The organism is Nocardia sp. NPDC004573 (genome assembly GCF_053602135.1).
Genome location: NZ_JBSGDA010000004.1, coordinates 185,023 through 202,061, shown reverse-complemented (window position 1 = coordinate 202,061; position 17,039 = coordinate 185,023). Strand labels below are relative to the sequence as shown.

Annotated in this window: 21 protein-coding genes; all 21 read right to left on the bottom strand. The window is 70.5% G+C overall.

Annotation, left to right across the window (positions count from 1 at the left end; genetic code table 11):
• Positions 1 to 303: 303 nt before the first annotated feature.
• The 21 genes from ACWEKR_RS08525 to ACWEKR_RS08425 all read right to left on the bottom strand — a co-directional run bounded on the left by ACWEKR_RS08525 (position 304) and on the right by ACWEKR_RS08425 (position 16,808).
• Complete coding sequence (locus ACWEKR_RS08525) at positions 304 to 720, bottom strand: DUF4326 domain-containing protein (protein ID WP_452353934.1); 417 nt, start codon at positions 718 to 720, stop codon at positions 304 to 306.
• 98 nt (positions 721 to 818) lie between these two features.
• Positions 819 to 1,214 carry a hypothetical protein gene (locus ACWEKR_RS08520; protein WP_452353933.1) on the bottom strand — a complete coding sequence of 132 codons (396 nt, stop codon included), beginning with the start codon at positions 1,212 to 1,214 and terminating at the stop codon, positions 819 to 821.
• 98 nt (positions 1,215 to 1,312) lie between these two features.
• Positions 1,313 to 2,917 carry a hypothetical protein gene (locus tag ACWEKR_RS08515; RefSeq protein WP_452353932.1) on the bottom strand — a complete coding sequence of 535 codons (1,605 nt, stop codon included), beginning with the start codon at positions 2,915 to 2,917 and terminating at the stop codon, positions 1,313 to 1,315.
• Positions 2,918 to 3,290: 373 nt separating this feature from the next.
• The gene (locus tag ACWEKR_RS08510; RefSeq protein ID WP_452353931.1) at positions 3,291 to 3,683 is read right to left on the bottom strand and encodes a hypothetical protein; all 393 of its coding nucleotides are present in this window, start codon (positions 3,681 to 3,683) and stop codon (positions 3,291 to 3,293) included.
• 151 nt (positions 3,684 to 3,834) lie between these two features.
• Positions 3,835 to 4,263: a hypothetical protein gene (locus ACWEKR_RS08505; RefSeq protein ID WP_280186895.1), complete on the bottom strand. Its 429-nt coding sequence runs from the start codon at positions 4,261 to 4,263 to the stop codon at positions 3,835 to 3,837.
• Between the two features lie 19 nt (positions 4,264 to 4,282).
• Positions 4,283 to 4,798, bottom strand: a complete 516-nt coding sequence (locus ACWEKR_RS08500; protein WP_452353930.1) for a hypothetical protein — start codon at positions 4,796 to 4,798, stop codon at positions 4,283 to 4,285.
• Between the two features lie 84 nt (positions 4,799 to 4,882).
• Entirely contained in the window at positions 4,883 to 5,092 is a 210-nt protein-coding gene (locus ACWEKR_RS08495; RefSeq protein WP_356967981.1) for a hypothetical protein, read from the bottom strand.
• A 136-nt stretch (positions 5,093 to 5,228) separates the two neighbouring features.
• Positions 5,229 to 5,756, bottom strand: coding sequence for a single-stranded DNA-binding protein (locus ACWEKR_RS08490; protein ID WP_280185884.1), 528 nt, complete (start codon positions 5,754 to 5,756; stop codon positions 5,229 to 5,231).
• Positions 5,757 to 5,810: 54 nt separating this feature from the next.
• A complete protein-coding gene (locus ACWEKR_RS08485) occupies positions 5,811 to 6,794 on the bottom strand; it encodes a DNA-processing protein DprA (RefSeq protein WP_280185883.1) in 984 nt (327 codons plus the stop codon).
• Between the two features lie 162 nt (positions 6,795 to 6,956).
• Positions 6,957 to 7,223 (bottom strand): hypothetical protein, encoded by a 267-nt coding sequence (locus tag ACWEKR_RS08480; RefSeq protein WP_452353929.1) that lies wholly within the window; start codon positions 7,221 to 7,223, stop codon positions 6,957 to 6,959.
• Positions 7,224 to 7,336: 113 nt separating this feature from the next.
• A complete protein-coding gene (locus ACWEKR_RS08475) occupies positions 7,337 to 7,771 on the bottom strand; it encodes a hypothetical protein (RefSeq protein WP_452353928.1) in 435 nt (144 codons plus the stop codon).
• Positions 7,768 to 8,535 carry a hypothetical protein gene (locus ACWEKR_RS08470; protein WP_452353927.1) on the bottom strand — a complete coding sequence of 256 codons (768 nt, stop codon included), beginning with the start codon at positions 8,533 to 8,535 and terminating at the stop codon, positions 7,768 to 7,770. Before ACWEKR_RS08470 ends, ACWEKR_RS08475 begins: the two co-directional genes overlap by 4 nt.
• 31 nt (positions 8,536 to 8,566) lie before the next feature.
• Complete coding sequence (locus ACWEKR_RS08465) at positions 8,567 to 9,439, bottom strand: bifunctional DNA primase/polymerase (RefSeq protein WP_356967974.1); 873 nt, start codon at positions 9,437 to 9,439, stop codon at positions 8,567 to 8,569.
• Complete coding sequence (locus tag ACWEKR_RS08460) at positions 9,436 to 9,771, bottom strand: hypothetical protein (protein WP_356967972.1); 336 nt, start codon at positions 9,769 to 9,771, stop codon at positions 9,436 to 9,438. The genes ACWEKR_RS08465 and ACWEKR_RS08460 overlap by 4 nt, the downstream gene beginning before the upstream one ends.
• Positions 9,772 to 9,870: 99 nt before the next feature.
• On the bottom strand, positions 9,871 to 11,781 hold the full coding sequence (locus tag ACWEKR_RS08455) for a ParB/RepB/Spo0J family partition protein (RefSeq protein WP_452353926.1): 1,911 nt from the start codon (positions 11,779 to 11,781) through the stop codon (positions 9,871 to 9,873).
• A 104-nt stretch (positions 11,782 to 11,885) separates the two neighbouring features.
• Positions 11,886 to 12,197: a hypothetical protein gene (locus tag ACWEKR_RS08450; RefSeq protein ID WP_452353925.1), complete on the bottom strand. Its 312-nt coding sequence runs from the start codon at positions 12,195 to 12,197 to the stop codon at positions 11,886 to 11,888.
• 182 nt (positions 12,198 to 12,379) lie between these two features.
• Complete coding sequence (locus ACWEKR_RS08445) at positions 12,380 to 12,598, bottom strand: hypothetical protein (RefSeq protein ID WP_452353924.1); 219 nt, start codon at positions 12,596 to 12,598, stop codon at positions 12,380 to 12,382.
• 66 nt (positions 12,599 to 12,664) lie between these two features.
• Complete coding sequence (locus ACWEKR_RS08440; protein ID WP_452353923.1) at positions 12,665 to 13,903, bottom strand: hypothetical protein; 1,239 nt, start codon at positions 13,901 to 13,903, stop codon at positions 12,665 to 12,667.
• Positions 13,904 to 14,119: 216 nt separating this feature from the next.
• Positions 14,120 to 15,163: a hypothetical protein gene (locus ACWEKR_RS08435; RefSeq protein WP_452353922.1), complete on the bottom strand. Its 1,044-nt coding sequence runs from the start codon at positions 15,161 to 15,163 to the stop codon at positions 14,120 to 14,122.
• A gap of 50 nt (positions 15,164 to 15,213) precedes the next feature.
• On the bottom strand, positions 15,214 to 16,047 hold the full coding sequence (locus tag ACWEKR_RS08430; RefSeq protein ID WP_452353921.1) for a methyltransferase: 834 nt from the start codon (positions 16,045 to 16,047) through the stop codon (positions 15,214 to 15,216).
• Positions 16,048 to 16,169: 122 nt separating this feature from the next.
• Positions 16,170 to 16,808, bottom strand: coding sequence for a hypothetical protein (locus ACWEKR_RS08425; RefSeq protein WP_452353920.1), 639 nt, complete (start codon positions 16,806 to 16,808; stop codon positions 16,170 to 16,172).
• Between the last annotated feature and the right edge of the window lie 231 nt (positions 16,809 to 17,039).

Sequence of the window (17,039 nt, the reverse complement as noted above, 5' to 3'; positions counted from 1 at the left end):
ATTTCGGCTGTTTACGAAAAATCCCAGTACGAGACCGGATCGTTACCAAAATGGGCTGGGGGAGGGTCCTGGATGCAAGAGGTGTGCTTGACAAAAAGAATGGGGATGAAGGGGGTGGATGAGTGTATGGATGGTGGGGGGTGGATGGTCAGGTGGGCTTGTGGATGGCTGGGGACGGATTGGGGAGCGGTGTGCGGGTGATCGGTGAGTGCGTAGGGACTGGGGCGGGTAGGAACCGGAACGGGTGACCCGGTTCCTACCGTGATCACAGCTGTCGGGTGCCCGACGGTCGGGTGGGCACGCTCACCGGTGCTGCCGGGTCCGGACCGCCGCGAGCGGGTCGAGGTCGGGATCGAGGGTCAGGGCGGTGAGGGTGTGGCCGTGGCAGGGTTTGGGCGCGCACCAGCAGCCGAGCACCCGGCGGGCGAGTTCGCCGCGACGCAGGCGGGCGAGGAGGTCGGGTTGGTCGGCGAGGTGGCGGGCGTGAGCGGCGAGCACGTCGTCGCGGTTGCCGTCGCGTCCGAGGACGAAGGGGTTGCCCCAGCTGCTGGTGCGATCGATGGGCACGAACAGGTCGTGGCGGCGTGCCCACTCGATCAGGTGCGCGTGTCCGGCGGCGGCGCGCATCGACACCACGACCGAGCGGCCGGTGGCCAGGGTCTGGTGCAGTTCGGTGATCGTGAGGTGCGCGGGGTCACTCGGCGGCGCGGGATGAGTCATGGCGTAGTGGTCCTTCCGGTCAGGGTGGTCGAATGGCGGGTGCGGACCCTCGGTCCGTGCATCGCCAGCGTGGACGGCCGGTCGCGGCGCGGTGCCGGTCAGCCCGGTGGGGCGGGGACGCGGGTCCATCCGCGGGACTGACACGTGTAGTGGCGGTCGTCGAGTCCGACGACGTCGCCGACCGACAGTGACCGGAGTCGCATGCCGTACCAGGTGTCGGTGTGGATCTGGTCGTCGTCGTGTTCGGGGTGGTCGTTGAAGGCGGCGAAGACGCGCTCGAGCAGAGCCTGGTCGGTGTCGGTAGCGGGGTCGACGCGCAGTATGTAGGTGTAGGCCAGTGTGAGGGGTGCGTCGGGCCGGTATCCGGTCAGCAGGGCGGTGGGGTCGGTGTTGAGGTAGACCCGCACCCGGACCTCGGTCGGGCGGCGGGGTGCGAGCGGGGCGTCGCGCAGCGCCGCCAGGGCGCGGCGCGCTCGGTTCGGGAGTCGATGCACGGTGGTGTTCCTGTCGGATCGGGAGTGGTGGACCGGTCCGCCGCAGGGGTCGACACCGCGGCGGACCGGCGAACGGGAGGGAACCGAGCAGGGGCGGGTCAGGCCGCCGCTGCGGTGCGGCGGGTGGTGGGCACGAGTCCGAGGTCGATCCGGCAGTCGGTGCAGTAGTTGTCGGCGTGCACGATGCCGTTTCGGGCGCAGGCGTCGCAGCGTCCGATGCGCTGCCCGGCACCGAGCGCGGACCCGCCCCGGCGCGGCCGTCGCGCGGCGGCAGGACGGGGTGCGCGTTCGGGCTGTTCGAGGTTGGCCGCCATCCACCGGGTGATCAGCCGCCAGGTCGGTCCGGTGTTCGCCGCGGCGGCCCGCACCCGATCCAGCAAAGCCCGCACCTGGACAGGATGAGCGGCGGCGATGTAGGCGCAGCGGGATTCGACGAAGGTCTGCATCTCGAACCCGGCGGGCAGGGCGGGGATGCCGGGGTGGCCGTCGGCGCGGCAGACATCGCAGAGCCCGTCGTCGCTGACGATCACTCCGTGGCGGGTGTGGAAGGGGCGGCGGTCGCCGGAGGGCCGGTCGATCCAGCAGCCCACGCACGGCCACCCGAGATACGGGGTCATCGCAGCGAGGTCGTAGTCCAACCCTGAGCCCTGCCAGGTGGACTCGCGGACGTCGAGTTCGCTGTAGGGCAGATACTCGTCACGGTCGCTGGGGACCGCGAGCCCGGTCCTGCGGGCGGCGAAGCGGGACTGGTCGGCCGGGGTGATCCGCGGCGGGTACTGCGGGCGGGTGCGTCGGGCACGCGCGCCGCGCGCCCAGGCCGAAGGCTTGGGCTCGGTGTCGTGCTCGCGCAGGAACTCCCGTGCCGCGTCCGCGAGACCGGCGTGACGGCGCTCGGGCGCGATGTGGCGTTCGGGCAGCTCGGGGGCGAGGAGATGGCGGTCGGCTTCGGTGTAGCACTCGGCGACGTGCAGGAAGTACGAGCGGTCCCACAATTCGGCCTGCACGTGCGCCCACAGCTGCCCGGCCTTCTTCCGGGGCTCGGGAACCGGCGGGGTGCGGTCGTCGTCGACGGCGGTGTCGATCGTGTACAACCGCTGCGCGGCATAGCCCGCGTATTCACGGTGGCGGCGCTCGGCGACGGCCAGGTCCCGGCGGCGGTGGCGCAGACTCACCAGCCCGGTGGTGGGTGCGGGGATGCGGGCGCGGCGGGCGGCGACCTTCTCGGGCTGGTAGCGGGCGGCGTCGGTCGCCGCAGACGGGGTGGCGGTGTCGCGGTCGCGGTAGCGGCGCTCGCGGATGGAGCGACGCACCCATTCGGCCGCCTCGATCGAGGTCTCGGACTGCTGGGGGAGCTCGGGCCGGTACAGACCCGGGTCACCCTCGGCGGTGTGCTCGACGATCATCGACCGCAGCTCGGGGCGGGACTTGGCCATCCACCCCAGCTGACGCGCCGCGGTCTTCCACGGCGAGCGGGTCAGCATCTCGGCAGCGCGATCGAGGAAGGCACGCTCGGCCGGGGACGCGAGAGCCAGCACGGCGGTGAAGCGTTCTCGCGCGGCGTCGGGATCGGTGTCGAGGAGGTATTCGATCTCTCCGAGCGCGGCGGCGAACGGGGACACGGTCTGCACGGGATCGGTGACAACGTCGGTGACGGTCTCGGTGACAGAGGCGGTGGTTTCGGGTGCGTTCAACGTGGCGGTCATCACTGGGTTCCTGTTCTGTCGTCTGGAAACAGCTCGGCCCCGCGCCGGACGCACGCACACGCGTACGTAACCCCGGCACGGGGCTGGGCGGCTGGTCGTCTGACCCGCCTGAGTGCGGCCGACCAGGGTGGGAGCCCGACGCGGCGGAGGGAACGCGCCGAAGCGGGCGGCGCTGAATTCGCTGCGCCCAATCACTCGGCCGCCGGGTACGAGACAGCCGGCGCGCCGGGCGAATTCGGTGACGGCCGGGCGCGGGGCCCGCAGCCGTGGCGGGATCACGCCCTGGTAGCACTCAGCAAGGCGGGGCAGACGGCCAGAGGCCCAGCCCTCACCAACCGCCACACCCGCCCGCTCACGTGCCCAGCACCAGGCATCAGGTGTGCGGGTCATCGGGGCGGTCGATGGCCGCCCACGCCTGTTGCCAGGCGGCGGTGAAGCTGGTGCCATTCTCGGCGGCGCTGATGCCCTCGTCGTGGGACTGTGTCGCGTCGTAGATGACGACGGTCCAGCTGTCGATGTCGCTGCGCCGGGCAGCGAGTCCGGCGTCGATGCTGGTGATCAGGACGTAGAGGGTGCCGCTCGGGTCGATGATCGGCCCGGCGTCGGCTTCGATGGCCACGAACGCGAAGGCGGGCATTCCGCCGGTGTCGACGACGCGGGGATTGCCGCCGATCCCGGTCAGGAACTCGACTTCGGGACCGTGGGCGGCGAGCAGCGGTGCCGCGATGTGTTCGGGCGCGGGAAAATTGGGTGAGTCGATGGACATTGCGCCTCCTGTCTGTCGCCGGGCCGGTGCACCCACCCCGCGAAGGCCCGGCGACAGTGCGCGTGAGTTCGAGCCGGGTTGGGTGGGGGTCTCGCGAGCGCGTGCCGCGGCGACCCCGCGTGTCGCGGTCGGTGGCTGTGCCGGGTAGAAGTCAGTGCTGCGTGGCGGATTCGAGCGGGTCCACCGATTCGATGAACCGCAGCGGCACCAGCACCGCAGCGAGTCCGAGGCGGGCGTGAGTGCGGACGACGATGTGACGGTGACCGACCGCCAGGACGTGGACACGGTGGCAATGCCCGCCGCGGGTCGTGATCGTGGCCCCGGTCGCTGTACGGCGCAGCCGGTGCAACTCGACCGCGATCAACGCGAGCCGACCATGCCCGCTGTCTGCGCCGTCCGCTCCGGGTTCGGCCGGTTCGGTGTCGGTGATGACGGTGAGGCGTTGGGCTATGACCCGGCGCAGGCGACGGATCCCTTCCCACGGGCTGGCCTCACCGGCGAGGGCATCGAGACGGTCGAGCAGATGGCGCAGGAACCGGATCTGGATCGTGGCCGTCTCACGCGGGTCATCGGCGCTCACTGCACACCCCGCTCCCCGGTCAGGCCACCAACCGGCCGTGCGCGCCGGTACTGGTGCTGGTCACCGTCTCGAAACCGGGGTGGCGCGGTCGGCGGCGGGCGCGGGTTGCGATCGCTTCGCTGGTGGTGCGCACCGCGTCGGTGGTCGGGCTCGGTTCGGCGTGCAGGCGCAGGTCGTAGCAGTCCTCGCGGACCGGGCGGCGCACCCAGCTGCGGACCTCGACCTCGACCGGGACCTCGATCACCTCGACGCCGGTGGCTGGGTGCGACCGGTGGTCGAGAGCCTGGGTGTCGGCGGTGCCGAGCCGGGCTGCGGCGAGGGCGAGGACCCTGGACAGGGCGGCGTCGGGTGAATGGGCGTGACCGCGGTAGAGCAGCCCCAGCCACGCCCAGTCCTCGGGCGCCAACTCGGTCAGCGCCGCAGCCATCGCGGCGCGCGCTCGCGTGGGCGCGCGCTCGGCGAGCGCGATCAACGCGGACGCCGCCGCTGTCGACGCGGTGACCGCGGGCGCTTCGGTAGGGACTGGCTCGCTCATCTGGGGATCTCCTGGTCCGGGTGAGACAGCGGTGGATCCACACCACTCGCGTGGATCCACCGCTGTCGAGAGGGTGGGTTCGATTCAGGGCTGTTCTTCGCGCATCTGCGACTCGCGGCAGATCCGCTGCCAGGTGCGCACGAGTCGATCACCGGGCCGCAGGGCCGCGACGGCCTCTGCGCGGTCGCTGGACTCGCACCACAGCTGCCCGTCGGGGCCGAGCACGCTGTACCAGCGGGTCGGCTCCCAGTCACCGTGGTCGCGGGTGTCGGTCGAGTTCTCGGGATTGTGCACGCGGTGGTCGACCTTTCGACAGTGGATCGGCGCACGCGGGCGGGGCGCGCGGGATGCGAGAAGGGCGCGCGATCGCTTCCGCGAGCGCCGCTGACGCCGGGCGCGCGCGGAGGTCGGAGTCGCGCGGGACGGGTTTCTAGAACGAGGGCTCCTCGCCTCCGCCGAATCCGCCGCCGAACCCTCCGCCGAATCCGCTACCGGTGGTGGCCCAGGGATCGTCGTCGCCGCTGCGGTTGCCGGTTGCCGCGCCGACGAGCTCGCGGGAGCGATCGCTGCTATCGTTCGTGTTGGTGTGGTTGGGCTTTCGTTTGGTGACCTTGGCGGTGGCGTAGCGCAGCGAGGGACCGACCTCGTCGACCTCGAGCTCGACGACGGTGCGTTTCTCGCCTTCGCGGGTCTGGTAGCTGCGCTGCTTGAGACGGCCGCTGACCAGAACACGCGCTCCGCGGGTCAGCGACTCCGCGGCGTTCTCGGCGGCCTCTCGCCAGAGGCTGCACCGCAGGAACAGCGCTTCGCTGTCCTTCCACTGGTTGGTGTTGCGGTCGAAATATCGCGGGGTGGATGCGACGGTGAAATTCGCGACCGCGATACCAGCGGGCGTGAATTTCAGCTCTACGTCCGCCGTGAGATTCCCTATCACGGTGATGACGGTGTCTCCGGCCATAGCAGTTCTCCTCGAAGTTCGATGATCAACAGGGACAGATGAATTCGCGCGGGATCAGCGCACGGGTGCGGCTCCGAGCCGGTCGTGTTCGGTGTCGGTACGCGGCTGGTCGCCGCGCTGGTGGCGGGGTTCGGGGTCGGCGGTTTCGTTGAGCGCGGTGAGCACGTCGGTGACCGAGTGCGCGGGGCGGGCGTGGCCGTCGCCGATGAGCTGGTGACAGCCAAGCGACGTCGAGAGGGGGCCGGGCACAGCCAGCACCGGGCGGTGCAGCCGCCGCGCCCACCGCGCGGTGGACAGGGTGCCTGAGCGCAGCCCGGCCTCGGGGATCACCAGCTGCCGCGACATCGCCGCGACCAGTCGATTGCGCGCCAGCAACCGCGCACGGTCGACACCCTCGCGCGGCGGGTATTCCGACACGATCGCGCCGGTCTCGGCGACGGCGTCGAACACCTCGGCGTGCGCGGTGGGATAGACGCGGTCGATCCCGGCCGCGGACACGAGCGTGGTCGGCGCGCCGTGGTCGAGGGCGGCTTGGTGGGCGAGCACGTCCACGCCGAAAGCGCCGCCGCTGACCATGTGCACACCCCGCACCGCCAACGCGCCTGCGATCTCGGCGGTGATGCGGGCACCGCGCGGCGAGACCGCCCGCGTACCGATGACACCGACGCGGGTCAGCACCGAGACCGGGTCGATGGTGCCGCGTACCCAGACCGCCACCGGCGCGTCCAGATACCGGTCGTCGGGGGAGTCGAGGTCGTCGAATCCCAGTCCGGTCCAAGCGGGATCGTGGGGGGTGAGCAACCACGCCCCGATGTCGGTGGCGCGGTCGAGATCGCGGGCAGCCAGCTCGGCCACCGACAACCTCGAACCGGGTCCGGCCGGGAGCGCGCCGATCCGGTCGGCGGCCTCCTCGATGTCGGTGGCGGCCGAGCGAGTGGCCGCGAGCGCGCGGGCAGTGGTGGCCGGGGTGAGCGCGGCGCGGGCCAGGATCGCCCACGCCCGCAGCCGTGTATCGGAGACCGTGGCGATCGTGTGCATGGCAATGCTCCTCGAAAGTGGTGGTGCCGGGCCGGTTGCCGGGGCGGGAGAATCGCGGCCTGCCTGGGCACCGGAGTCGGGTGTCGCAGGGTTGGTCAGCCGGGTGCGATGGTGATGCCGGTGAGGTGTGCAGGGCGTGGCGCCAGTCGGCGAAGCGGGTGTTTAGGTGCTGGTCGGGGATCCGGTGTCTGCAGTCACCTCCGGCGTAACCCCCCACCCGTCGCAATCGTGGGTGACCGCAGCCAGACACAGCTCGCCGTCCCAGACCCGGACTTCGCTCGCGTCCGTCTCGCCGGCCGGGTCCGCGGTGAGATCGTCATCGCCGCGACAGAACTGGAGACGCAGGCCCGCACCGGCCGTCGCGACGGTGGGTACCGTCGATCGCGAGACCGGTTCGGCGGTCGAGGGGTTCGGGGTGGGATCGAGCATGCGGGTACCCCAGACTCCGGTGGTCGAGGGCAGCGGTGGACGAACGAACCGACACTGGCGGGCGGCACCTGGCCGGACTCGCCCGCCCGTGTCGTATTCCGTGGTACCGGATCTCAGGAGGGGCAGGTGTCGGAGAGTTCGACGGAGAAGGTGTTCGGGTAGACGGTGATGACGAGCCAGGCCGCAGTGTCGGGTCCGCGCAGCGTGTCGATGAACGCGGCCCCGTCCTCGCCGAGAGACTCCGTCAGCGGCAGGTATTCGACGAAGTCGTCACCCAGCGGCGGGCCGTGATGCCAGTGGGTGCCGTATCCGTGGCCATGGGCGTAGACGACATGCATCTTGCTGTCCGGGTGATCGGCCGCGGTGCGGGCTTGGCGGGGCAGACCGTTGCTGGCCAGATAGATGCCGTCGTCTTTGACCCAGATAAGCGACGGCGACCCCACGCCGGTGTTGTCGAAGGGCGGAAGCGAGTGTTCGGCGGCGGCCATGGCGTGCTCGGCGAGGTCGAGTACGTCGGCGCGGGGAAACCACAGTTTGGCGCAGGTCATCGCGGTGAGGTGTCCTTCCTGGTGGTGCCGGTATCGGTGGCCGGTGCCGCGGCGGATTGCTGGACCAGGCATCGCCAGATGCGCGCGCGGCTGCGGGTGGCGGGGGTGAGCGCGGTGAGCAGTGCCGGGTCCAGCCCGCGGTAATAGTCACTGCCCTCGATCTCGTGGCGGTGGGCCAGTTCGACCCGGACCCGGTCGCCGGACCCGCCGCTGCGGGCGAGGCGGTAGAGCAGCTGATGCGCGGTGACCTCGCCGGTGGTGTCGGCGATCGCGGCGGTCAACACCGTGTCCCAGCTGGTCGTGGCCCAGGCCGCGACCGCGTCGGCGGCCGGGGTGCGATCGCTGCGGAGCAACCGCTGCCCCTCCGGCAAATGCTCGCGCAGATACGTCAGCGCGAAGGCGTCGATATCGGTGGCGGCGGGCACGGTGACCGCGACCGCGCGTGGTCCGGTGAGCCGATAGCGCGAAGCGAGCCGGTCCTCGGCCTCGACCCCGTCGAGCCAGTGCCTGCGGTCTCGGCCGAGCACGTATTCACCGCCGGGCGGGTCGTCGAAGGCGTCGATCAACTCGGCGCGGCAGGCCGGACTGCTGGCTTCGGCCAGGGTGGCGTCGCGGAAATCGCGCCAGTCGTCCCATTCCCAGCCGTGACCGACATCGATCACCACCGATCGGCAGTCGGCGACGACGCCGTCGACATACACCGACACCCAGGTCTGGGCGGACGGGTCACGGACCACCACGACTTCCACGTTCGGATCCGGCATGATGTCTCTCCTTCCAGCTGCGGTCGATGGGTCATCGGCGCAGGTAGCGGGGGCGGGAGCGGGAGTAGCGCAGCCCGTTGGCGATAGTGCGATCCGCCTCGCTGCTGGTGAAGCCCTCGACCCCGACGTGCACCGCGGCGGCGTCCGCGAGCACGGTGCGGGCGTGGTGTTCGCTGATCTCGTCGGCGGCCACCAGCCGTCCCAGCACGAGCGCGGACCGGAACAGGGTGTGGTTGCGCAGATGGACTCGTGCGCTGGCGACGCGGTGGGCTTCCCCGGCGAGGATGGCCGCGAGGTAGGCGTCGGGATGCGTCGCACCCGCGCAGGACCGAATCGTGGGCGCGGGTGGTGGCGGGGTGAGCAGAACGACGAGCTCGGCAGGCAGTTCGGCGACCGGATGCTCGGCGGCGACGATGTAGTCGCCGTGGCGGGTCCGTGATCCGGGCGCGATGACGTAGCCGCCGTGCCCGCGGGTGTCGATGCCGTCCCCGAGACGGCCGATGCTGCACGGCAACCGCGGCGTCTGCGGGGCCCGGTAGTAGAGATGCCAGCCGTGCGGGGTCGCCACCGTCCACGTCACCGGCACCGGCGCGCTTGAGCGTGCGTCGAGCCGGGTCATGGCGTCGGCGAATCCGGTGGCGGGCGGGCTCATATGGCGGGGGTCGAGGTCGATCACGCACAACCCGGCAGGGCCGGTCGCGATCGCCACGTTGCGGGCCGGGTCCTGATCCCACCACCGGTTGATGCGGGCCGGGTCGGTGGAGGCGTGGTCGGGCCAGCGTTTGAACACCGGCGGCTTCTTTGCGCCGGGCCGGATCGGGAACACCGGCCACCCGCGCGCCGCGATGTCGAGAGCGAATGCCCGCAGGTCCACGACGTCGGCCTGCGCCGACGTGGCGGTCACCACCGCGGTCCCACGTGGCGGGCGGTGCGGGCGATCCACACTGCGGTGGCGTGCAACTCGCGCACGCGTGCACAGACCGCCTCGAGGGTGGCAGGCGGGTCGGGGTCGGCGGGCAGGCGCGGGTAGTCGAGATGGTCGGCGCGCAGCAGTAGATGCCAGGACAAGCTCATCTGGTCGAACACGCGCACGGTGGCGCGGAAGCCGCCGTCGGCCTCGACGGTGACGGTGATGTCGGCGGGCTGGGCGTCGACCAGGCACAGGCTGCGGGCGCGATAGCCGTTGTCGTCGGTGCGGGCCAGGGCCTCGATGGCGGGTTCGTCGGGGGTGCGCACAACTGACTCCTTCGGAGAAGGCCGGAGAAGGCCGGGACGCGGCCCCGGTGCGCCCGAAACTCCTCCGGGCGCACCGGGACCGCGGGGATGCCGAGACGGTCAGGCCGCGTCGGGCAGGTCCTGCTCGTCGGCCTCGGTCTCCTCGTCCGCGTCGAGATCAACGACGCCATCGGCCCCGGTGTCGCCGGGTTCGCCGGTGGCGGTGGGGTTGTCGATGTCGATGTCGACGGCCTTGATCTCGCCGAGGGCGGCGAGTTCGACCGGGACCAGCGGGTAGCCGAGTTCGCGCAGGAAGCTCAGGTAGCGGCGTACGGCGGATTCGGTGTAGCGCCACAGGTCCTTGTCGGCGCGGTGCTCGTAGCCACCCAGCACCAGCGCGAGCGCGATGACCTGGGCGCGGGCGGGTTTGGTGGTGTCGAGGGTGGCGAGAATGTCGAGGCGGGACCGGTAGCCCTCGATGCCCAGCAGCTTGAGCGCGGAGTCGAAGGCGTGGTACTCGCCGGTCAGTCCCGGATCGGCCAGCAGGGACCGGGTCATGAACAACGCGGCTTGGGTAGGCGGGGTCTTGCGGGCCAGCAGCCGGGTGACGAACTCGATACGGGTCGCCTTGGCGGCCAGACCGAGCTTGTTGAGCTCGCGGACCCGCCGCCGCGCGGCCCGCTCGATCTCGGCCGCCTGCGCCGCGGCTTCGGCTGCCGCTTCGGCGGCGGCGCGCCGATCCGCGGCGACCTGCTCCTGATCGACCTGACCGAAACGGGTACCGCGCTCGCCGAGGTGCTCGCCCTCACCGACCTCACCGGCATCGGTGTCGGTGTCGTCTGCGTTGTCGGGCTCGGTGTCGACGCGTTCGCGCAACCCTGTCGCATCCAACAGGTCGCGGGGCAGGAAGTACTCGCACAGCAGCTGGTCGCGCTGCTCGACTTCGCGCGCGTGGCGCAACCCCTCGGCGGGCTCGGCGTCGGGCTGATCGCGGGTATCCCAGTCCACGGTGTCGGGGTCAACGATATGGCCGGACTCGATTTCGACCCACACCTGCTCCTCGGCAATCTCGAACCACGCCAGCCACGCTTCGGGATGGGCTCGGATGTGCTCGAATTCGACGGCGTTGCCGTCCGCGTCGACGAGTTCGCCCGCGCACAACAGTCCCATGTCGGCGTCATCGAGGTCGGGGTAGTCGGTGAGGATCCCGAGCCCGGCCTGGGCATACGGGAGGGCGTCGGCGAGGTAGGCGCGGCGTTCGGCGCGATCGGCGGCGATCCGGTTGGCCTCGTAGTCGAACACCCCGCTGCGGACGTTGAGCAGCCGCCGGACGGCGTCGAGGTCGCCGACGTTCTCGTATTCGGCGATGACCGCGGCGTGGGTCAGGTCGTACTGGTCGTCGTCGATCAGAGTGCGCGCGGTGGGCGAGGTACCGACCTTGCCGACGAGTTTGACCTCGTCGCGTTTGGTCTGCAACGCCTTCGCGACGCGGGTGACCGAGGCGCCGAGGTCGAGCATCGCCGCGATCCCGGCGGCGCGGTCGCTGTTGGTGAGCGGGATGCGGCGGTCGTTGAGGGTGATCTGTTCGGTGATGCGCTCGATCTCGGCCTCGTTGGTGTCCACGCTCGGGTCGAAATCGCGGATGTAGACCGGCACCTCGGGCAGTTCGTAGGCCAGCGCGATCAGGGTTCGGACCTGCCCGTCGCGCACCACCAGACGGCCGTCGGGCATCCGGATCACCAGGATCGGGTCCCGGACACCGTGTTCGCGGATCGACTCGGTGACTTCCGGGTGGTCCTCGAGCTGGAAGGTCTCGCGCACGTTCTTGTCGATCTCGAGCAGGGCGGGATTCACGGTCGGGCCGGTGCACAACCGGTCGAGGGACCCGGGTGCCTCGTCGGTGTCGGCTTCGCCGGGGCCCGAGCCGCGGTGTTCGGTGTCGGTGGGGGCGGGACCGGGTGCCGGGTCGACGGCGGGGGCATGCTCGGCGATGTCGGTGTCGGTGGTGGGCGTGTCGGTGTCGGTGGGCATCGAGATGGGCTCCTATCGTGAAAGAGGCAGGGACCGGCCAGCTTTGGACTGGCTGGTCCCTGCCTCGTGGGATGGGACTTCGATGGATGGGGCGAAAGCGCGGGCTAACCGCCCGCGGGCTTGGTGAGGTCCGGGGGGTCGCCATCGATGACGATGTCGAGGTCGTCGCGGGCGATGGCGATCTCGGCATCGATGCCGCCGTGTTTGTGGTGCACGTCGCGGTAGCAGGCGCGGCACACGACCCCGGAGATCGAATCGGCGCTGCCCTTGCCGCTGGCGTGACAGCACGGTGTCAGCACCGCCGTGTGGTGAGTGGCGAATCTGATGACGACACAGCCTTCGGCGTCGAGGCCGAGGATGTCCTCGACAGCATCGAAACCCGCGGGCAGTCGCAGTTCTCGCTTCTTCTTCGTCATGGGCAGATGTCCTTCCAGGGTTCGGAGGGGTTCTGTCGGCGCGAAGCAACACGAGATCGCGGTCGCCGCGCGATGTCGGTGACCGTGTGGCCGGTGGCGAGATCGAGGGACACCGGAACGGCCAGCGGTCCCGGGCTGCCGATGTCGCTTCCGACCGCGTGCGGGCGCTCGGGACAGGGGTGCTACTTCTTGGGGCGGGGGGCGACGTTGATCGGGCGCAGGTACCGGGCGCCGTGCGGGGATTCGGGGTCGGTGTAGCCCCAGTGCTTGGCTTTCCAGTCCGGGTACTGCTCGCGCCAGCGGTCCACGGTGTCGGGGCCCAGCGCGGTCACCGCGCCGGCGGCGCCGAAGTGCTCGGCGGTGTCGAATTCGGCACGGGTCAGAACAACGGTTTCGGCCATGGGCGTAACTCCTTCGGAAAAGCAGGGACAGGGATATCGAGCGGGAGAGTGGTCCTCGGGTGCGGGTCAGACGAGGGTCATCGCGGTGAGGGCAAGGTCGTCGAGGTCGTCGGCGCGGTCGGGGTCGGGGATGGTCTGGGAGTAGCTGGTGACCGCGTTGGCGATCCCGGCGGCGGTGAGCTGTCCCCCGGCGATGAAGTGCGACAAAATCCCCGAGCGCTCGTCCTCGGTGAACCCGAGCTTCTTCGACACGACCTCGAGGGTGCGGTCGGGCTGGGTCACCGGGGTCCCGGCGTGGCGCTCGAGTTCTTCGACCCGGGCGGTCAGGAACTCCGGCGACATCCACTCCGAGACCTTGTCGCGGGTCTCGGCGGTGATGACCGCGAGCCGTTTACGCTGGGTGTCCTGCGACCACGAGCGGGTGCCGCCGATTTCGAGGCGGTCCCCGACGTGGCGTTTGGTGAACGCGAACAACGGCAGCGTGAGCCCGTTGCCGCAGATCTGCACCACCAGTTCCGGTTTCAACGTGACCGCGTGGTGGCCGATCTCGGAGTTGGAGAACCGCAACCCGGCGAACACCACCGGCTCCGAACCGGGCCGGTAGCCGCGGCCTTCCCGCGCGGCCAGCCGCCGCCCGGTCTCGATCTGCCCGGCCACACGACGGCGCTCGGCCTCGAGGTCGGGGTTGGCGAACGGGGTCCGATAGTTCTCCAGGAACGTCGGCGCGAGGGTGCGGATCTTCGGCGAATACACCTTGCAGTGCATCGAGGACTCCGACAGATCACACGAGCGCACCGTGACGTCGGTGTCGGCCAGGCGGATACCGTCGAGCACCGCGGTGAGCACGTCGAGGTTGTCGATGATCCCGTAGCGGTCCGACAGCACCGCCCGCAACACCCCCGGCTCACCGGGCGTGGAGGAGGTGAACAACCGCAGCAGGAACGAGCGCTCGTCCGGCCCACCGGGCAGACGCGGATCGTCGGGGCCGTGCAGCAGGCCGTTGACGTTGGCGTCGTAGAGATCGGTGCGCTGTATCTCCCGCAGCGACTTCAGGTACCCGGCGGGGATCTTCAGCTTCGACCCCAGATGCGAATCCGCGGCACCGGTCGGCCGATACAGGCCATCGACAGGGGTGACACCGCGGTCGTCGAGGACCGGCTCCACACCCGACAGCTGCAACAGCCCGTCGCAGGCGCGCAGCGCCGACGCGGGGGCCAGGACGTCGAGTTTGGCGGCCTGCTGATCGTTGAGCAGACCGACGAGGTCTCCCAACTCGGCGTGACGCACACACGAGGCGATCGACATGACGGTGTATTCCTCTCTGGGACAGGCGGATACGACGCGACACCCACCGGGTGCGGCGGGTGTCGCTGGCAGGAAGGGGCGCAAGGGCAGTTGCAGGGATCACAGACAGCACGGGCCGATTCGACCGCCTCGCCATAGGCGAAGGCGTCGGGCGCGTGAGGTTGCTCGAGCGCGGTGACCTGCGTGCGCCTCGGGCTGGTGAGTGCGGTTCAGGTGTCAGGGGTGAGCCGGGTCGGCCTCGGCCGCGACGTCGAAGACGAGGTTGTCGATCTGTTGGATGAGTTCTTCGACGGCGTCGAGCTGTTCGGAGGTGAGGCCGGGAATACGCACGATCGCGGTGGTGCCGAAGGAATCCTCGTGCTGTCGGCCCGCCTCGGCGTCGGCCTCGGTGTCGAAGGCATGCAGGTAGAACTCTCTGCTCGCGCCGCCCTGCTGGATGTAGACGAAGGATGTCTTCGGAGCCGCAGCACCCGCGAGCCATGCGGACAGGCGCCGGATCGGGTGCAGAATGTGATGCGCCCGGTCCTGCGGGTCGCACTCGTCGTAGTCGCGTTCCTCCCCGATCTCCGCATAGGCCAGGACCGCACGCAGGTCCGCCAGCACCGCAGGCGTGAGGCTCAGGTCGGTGTCGAGCATCATTGAAACTCCTCGGGTGGCTGCGATCAGCAGTACGGATCGGCGCGGGTCAGTTCCGCTGGCGCAGGGTCTGCACGAGCGCCCAGGCCGCATCGGCCTCGGCGCGGGCGGCGGCCAGACGCCGGTAGCCGTGCTGCTGGAGCACGTCGATGGTCCCGAGAGCGGTGGCCGCGTCCTGGCGGCGCTGGTCGGCGCAGAAGTGGCGATGGCGGGCGGCACGGTCGTCGGTGAGGAACTCTCGGCGGTGATCTCGATGACGGTGTCGGACACCAGTTCCCGCAGGTCCGCATCGGCGGTGGTGAGAGGATGGCCCAGTTCGAGGTGCAGGCGTCCGGGCTCGCCCAGGCACACCGCCGCCGCGGCCCCGCGGCCGGGCTCTCCGGGGACGAACCGGGCCAGCACCCGCGGGTTGCCCAGGGGCTCGCCTTGGGCGCGCAGGCCGAAGAACCGCACGATCACCATCGACCGGCGTTCGGGGATGCCGTCGACCAGGACGGTGTGTTCGCCCATGTCGGTGAACACCGTCCCGGTCAGGGGTGCCTCGTCGGTGCGGAACAGCGTGTAGGAGGCCCCGTAATCGGTGGAGTTCGTGTCGGTGCTGAGGCTGAAACCTGGTGTGGGCATGACGAATCCGGGCTCCTGTCCAATCGGCGGGTACGAGGGGTGGCGGTTTTTCAGCTGGCGCGGGTGGCCCGGTCCCACGGCGCCACCACGGCACCGGCGCGTGCTCGGGTGCGGGCGCGTCGGCGGCGCGCGAGGGCGGTGTCGGCGAATTCGGTGGTGACGATCTCGGTGCGCGGGGCGGGGTGATGCCAGTGCGGGTCGTGGAAGGCGGTGTTGACACTGCATCCGGGCTCGAGGGCGATGCCGGTGCCGGAGGAGAAACGCTTGTATTCGGCGTCGCCTTGCCCTTCGAGCATCTCCTGGCGTCCGCTGTAGTGGAACGGCGCTGAGGTCTGCGGCACCAGGAACACGCCGTGGCGGGCCAGGTGCGAGGCGAGTGCGATGACGTGGTATTCGAAGCGGGGGCCGCGGTAGCCGGGGGCGTTGCCGGTGCGGGGGCGGTTGCCGAAGGGCGGGTTGGCGATCGCGGTGTCGAACAATCGCCATCGCTGCCGCCCCACCTCGAACACATCGGCGCAGACCCAGGTGGCCTCCGGAACCAGCTTCATCCCGACCGCCACGAACTCGGGATCCGATTCCACGCATACGATTTCGCGCGCGGGCAGCCCACGAGCCTGCTCAAGGGGGTTGCGGCAGGCGAAGGCGAGCGCGCCGATCCCGGCGCACAGGTCGATCACCCGATTGCCGACCACGTCGAGGGACATGCAGTCGGCCAGATCCGTCGGGGTGAAGAACGTGCCCTCGACGGGGCGGGCCTGGCTGGCCGATTCCTGGTAGTGGGTGAGGACGAAGCGTTTCTCTTCTTCGTCCAGGTCGCGGCGTAGACCGGCCAACCCGAGCGCTTCGCGATGCGCGGTGGCCTCGGCACGAGTGAGTCTGCCCATGAGAGATCAACCTCCGAACACAGGAAAGATGCCGCACCTGAGCCGGGTCCGGCGAAAAGGGGGGATGGATGAGGAAACGGAGCCGGCCCTGACCGGAATGCGCTCAGGCGGCGGGCCGGGGTTCACGTCCGCGCGGTGGGTGGCGCGGATTCGCCGGGTGCGTGCAGGATCTCGAATTCACGCAGGGCCCACCCGGGGGCCGCACGCAGTTCGCGGCCCTCGATCTCCACGCCGGAGTCGGTGATCCGGGCACGCCGCCAGAGGGTCGGGGAGCACACCAGGACCTGCTGCACGGCGCCGATGCCGTGGCCGTAGGTGTAGGCGCGGTCCAGGCGTATGACCGCGCCGACCGTCCGGCGGGCGGTGGCGAGGGCGCGGTGGTGGCGGAGCGCCTCGGCCCGCCACTGGCAGGCGTCGGGATGGTCAGTGGGGGTGAGCGCGTCGAGCACGCGGCGGGTGACGCCGTGGTGATCGCCGGGGCCTTCGGTCTCGTGCAGGTGCTTGACGACGATCTCGGAGACACCGCCGCGGTGGTGGCGCTGGTAGAGCAGCACGTGCGCCGACACCGTCACCGGTGTGGTGGTGTCGGCGATCGCGGCGTAGAGGGCATAGGACCAGCCGCCGTGGCGGCGGCCGGTGCCCAGCGCGGCGCGGCAGTGCGCGACCAGCATGTGCCCGGTGGGCAGGTTCTGGCGCAGGTTGTCCAGGACGAAGCGGTGGGTGTCGGTATCCACCGGCACCCGGAACCCGGTCGAACCCATGCGATCTCCTCGCAAGTGGGCGCCCGCGGGCGCGGGGTGGTCAGGAGGTGGTCTGGGATGAAGTCGCTCAGCCGTTGTTCGGCGGCGTCGACGAGGTCTGCGAGCAGCGGGTCGATGCCTTCGCTCGTGCGCGATGCCACCGGGGTCAGCGGTTGTCGTCGCCGAGGTACGGAGCGTGCTCCTCGACCTCGCCGCGGTTGAGGACTGCCCGCAGTTGCCGGACCCGGGCGG

Excerpts from the sequence above, each read along its gene's own strand:
- ACWEKR_RS08525 (WP_452353934.1), bottom strand. The coding sequence starts at position 720 with ATGACTCATCCCGCGCCGCCGAGTGACCCCGCGCACCTCACGATCACC.
- ACWEKR_RS08515 (WP_452353932.1), bottom strand. The coding sequence starts at position 2,917 with ATGACCGCCACGTTGAACGCACCCGAAACCACCGCCTCTGTCACCGAG.
- ACWEKR_RS08510 (WP_452353931.1), bottom strand. The coding sequence starts at position 3,683 with ATGTCCATCGACTCACCCAATTTTCCCGCGCCCGAACACATCGCGGCA.
- ACWEKR_RS08500 (WP_452353930.1), bottom strand. The coding sequence starts at position 4,798 with ATGAGCGAGCCAGTCCCTACCGAAGCGCCCGCGGTCACCGCGTCGACA.
- ACWEKR_RS08490 (WP_280185884.1), bottom strand. The coding sequence starts at position 5,756 with ATGGCCGGAGACACCGTCATCACCGTGATAGGGAATCTCACGGCGGAC.
- ACWEKR_RS08485 (WP_280185883.1), bottom strand. The coding sequence starts at position 6,794 with ATGCACACGATCGCCACGGTCTCCGATACACGGCTGCGGGCGTGGGCG.
- ACWEKR_RS08480 (WP_452353929.1), bottom strand. The coding sequence starts at position 7,223 with ATGCTCGATCCCACCCCGAACCCCTCGACCGCCGAACCGGTCTCGCGA.
- ACWEKR_RS08475 (WP_452353928.1), bottom strand. The coding sequence starts at position 7,771 with ATGACCTGCGCCAAACTGTGGTTTCCCCGCGCCGACGTACTCGACCTC.
- ACWEKR_RS08470 (WP_452353927.1), bottom strand. The coding sequence starts at position 8,535 with ATGCCGGATCCGAACGTGGAAGTCGTGGTGGTCCGTGACCCGTCCGCC.
- ACWEKR_RS08455 (WP_452353926.1), bottom strand. The coding sequence starts at position 11,781 with ATGCCCACCGACACCGACACGCCCACCACCGACACCGACATCGCCGAG.
- ACWEKR_RS08450 (WP_452353925.1), bottom strand. The coding sequence starts at position 12,197 with ATGACGAAGAAGAAGCGAGAACTGCGACTGCCCGCGGGTTTCGATGCT.
- ACWEKR_RS08445 (WP_452353924.1), bottom strand. The coding sequence starts at position 12,598 with ATGGCCGAAACCGTTGTTCTGACCCGTGCCGAATTCGACACCGCCGAG.
- ACWEKR_RS08440 (WP_452353923.1), bottom strand. The coding sequence starts at position 13,903 with ATGTCGATCGCCTCGTGTGTGCGTCACGCCGAGTTGGGAGACCTCGTC.
- ACWEKR_RS08435 (WP_452353922.1), bottom strand. The coding sequence starts at position 15,163 with ATGCCCACACCAGGTTTCAGCCTCAGCACCGACACGAACTCCACCGAT.
- ACWEKR_RS08430 (WP_452353921.1), bottom strand. The coding sequence starts at position 16,047 with ATGGGCAGACTCACTCGTGCCGAGGCCACCGCGCATCGCGAAGCGCTC.
- ACWEKR_RS08425 (WP_452353920.1), bottom strand. The coding sequence starts at position 16,808 with ATGGGTTCGACCGGGTTCCGGGTGCCGGTGGATACCGACACCCACCGC.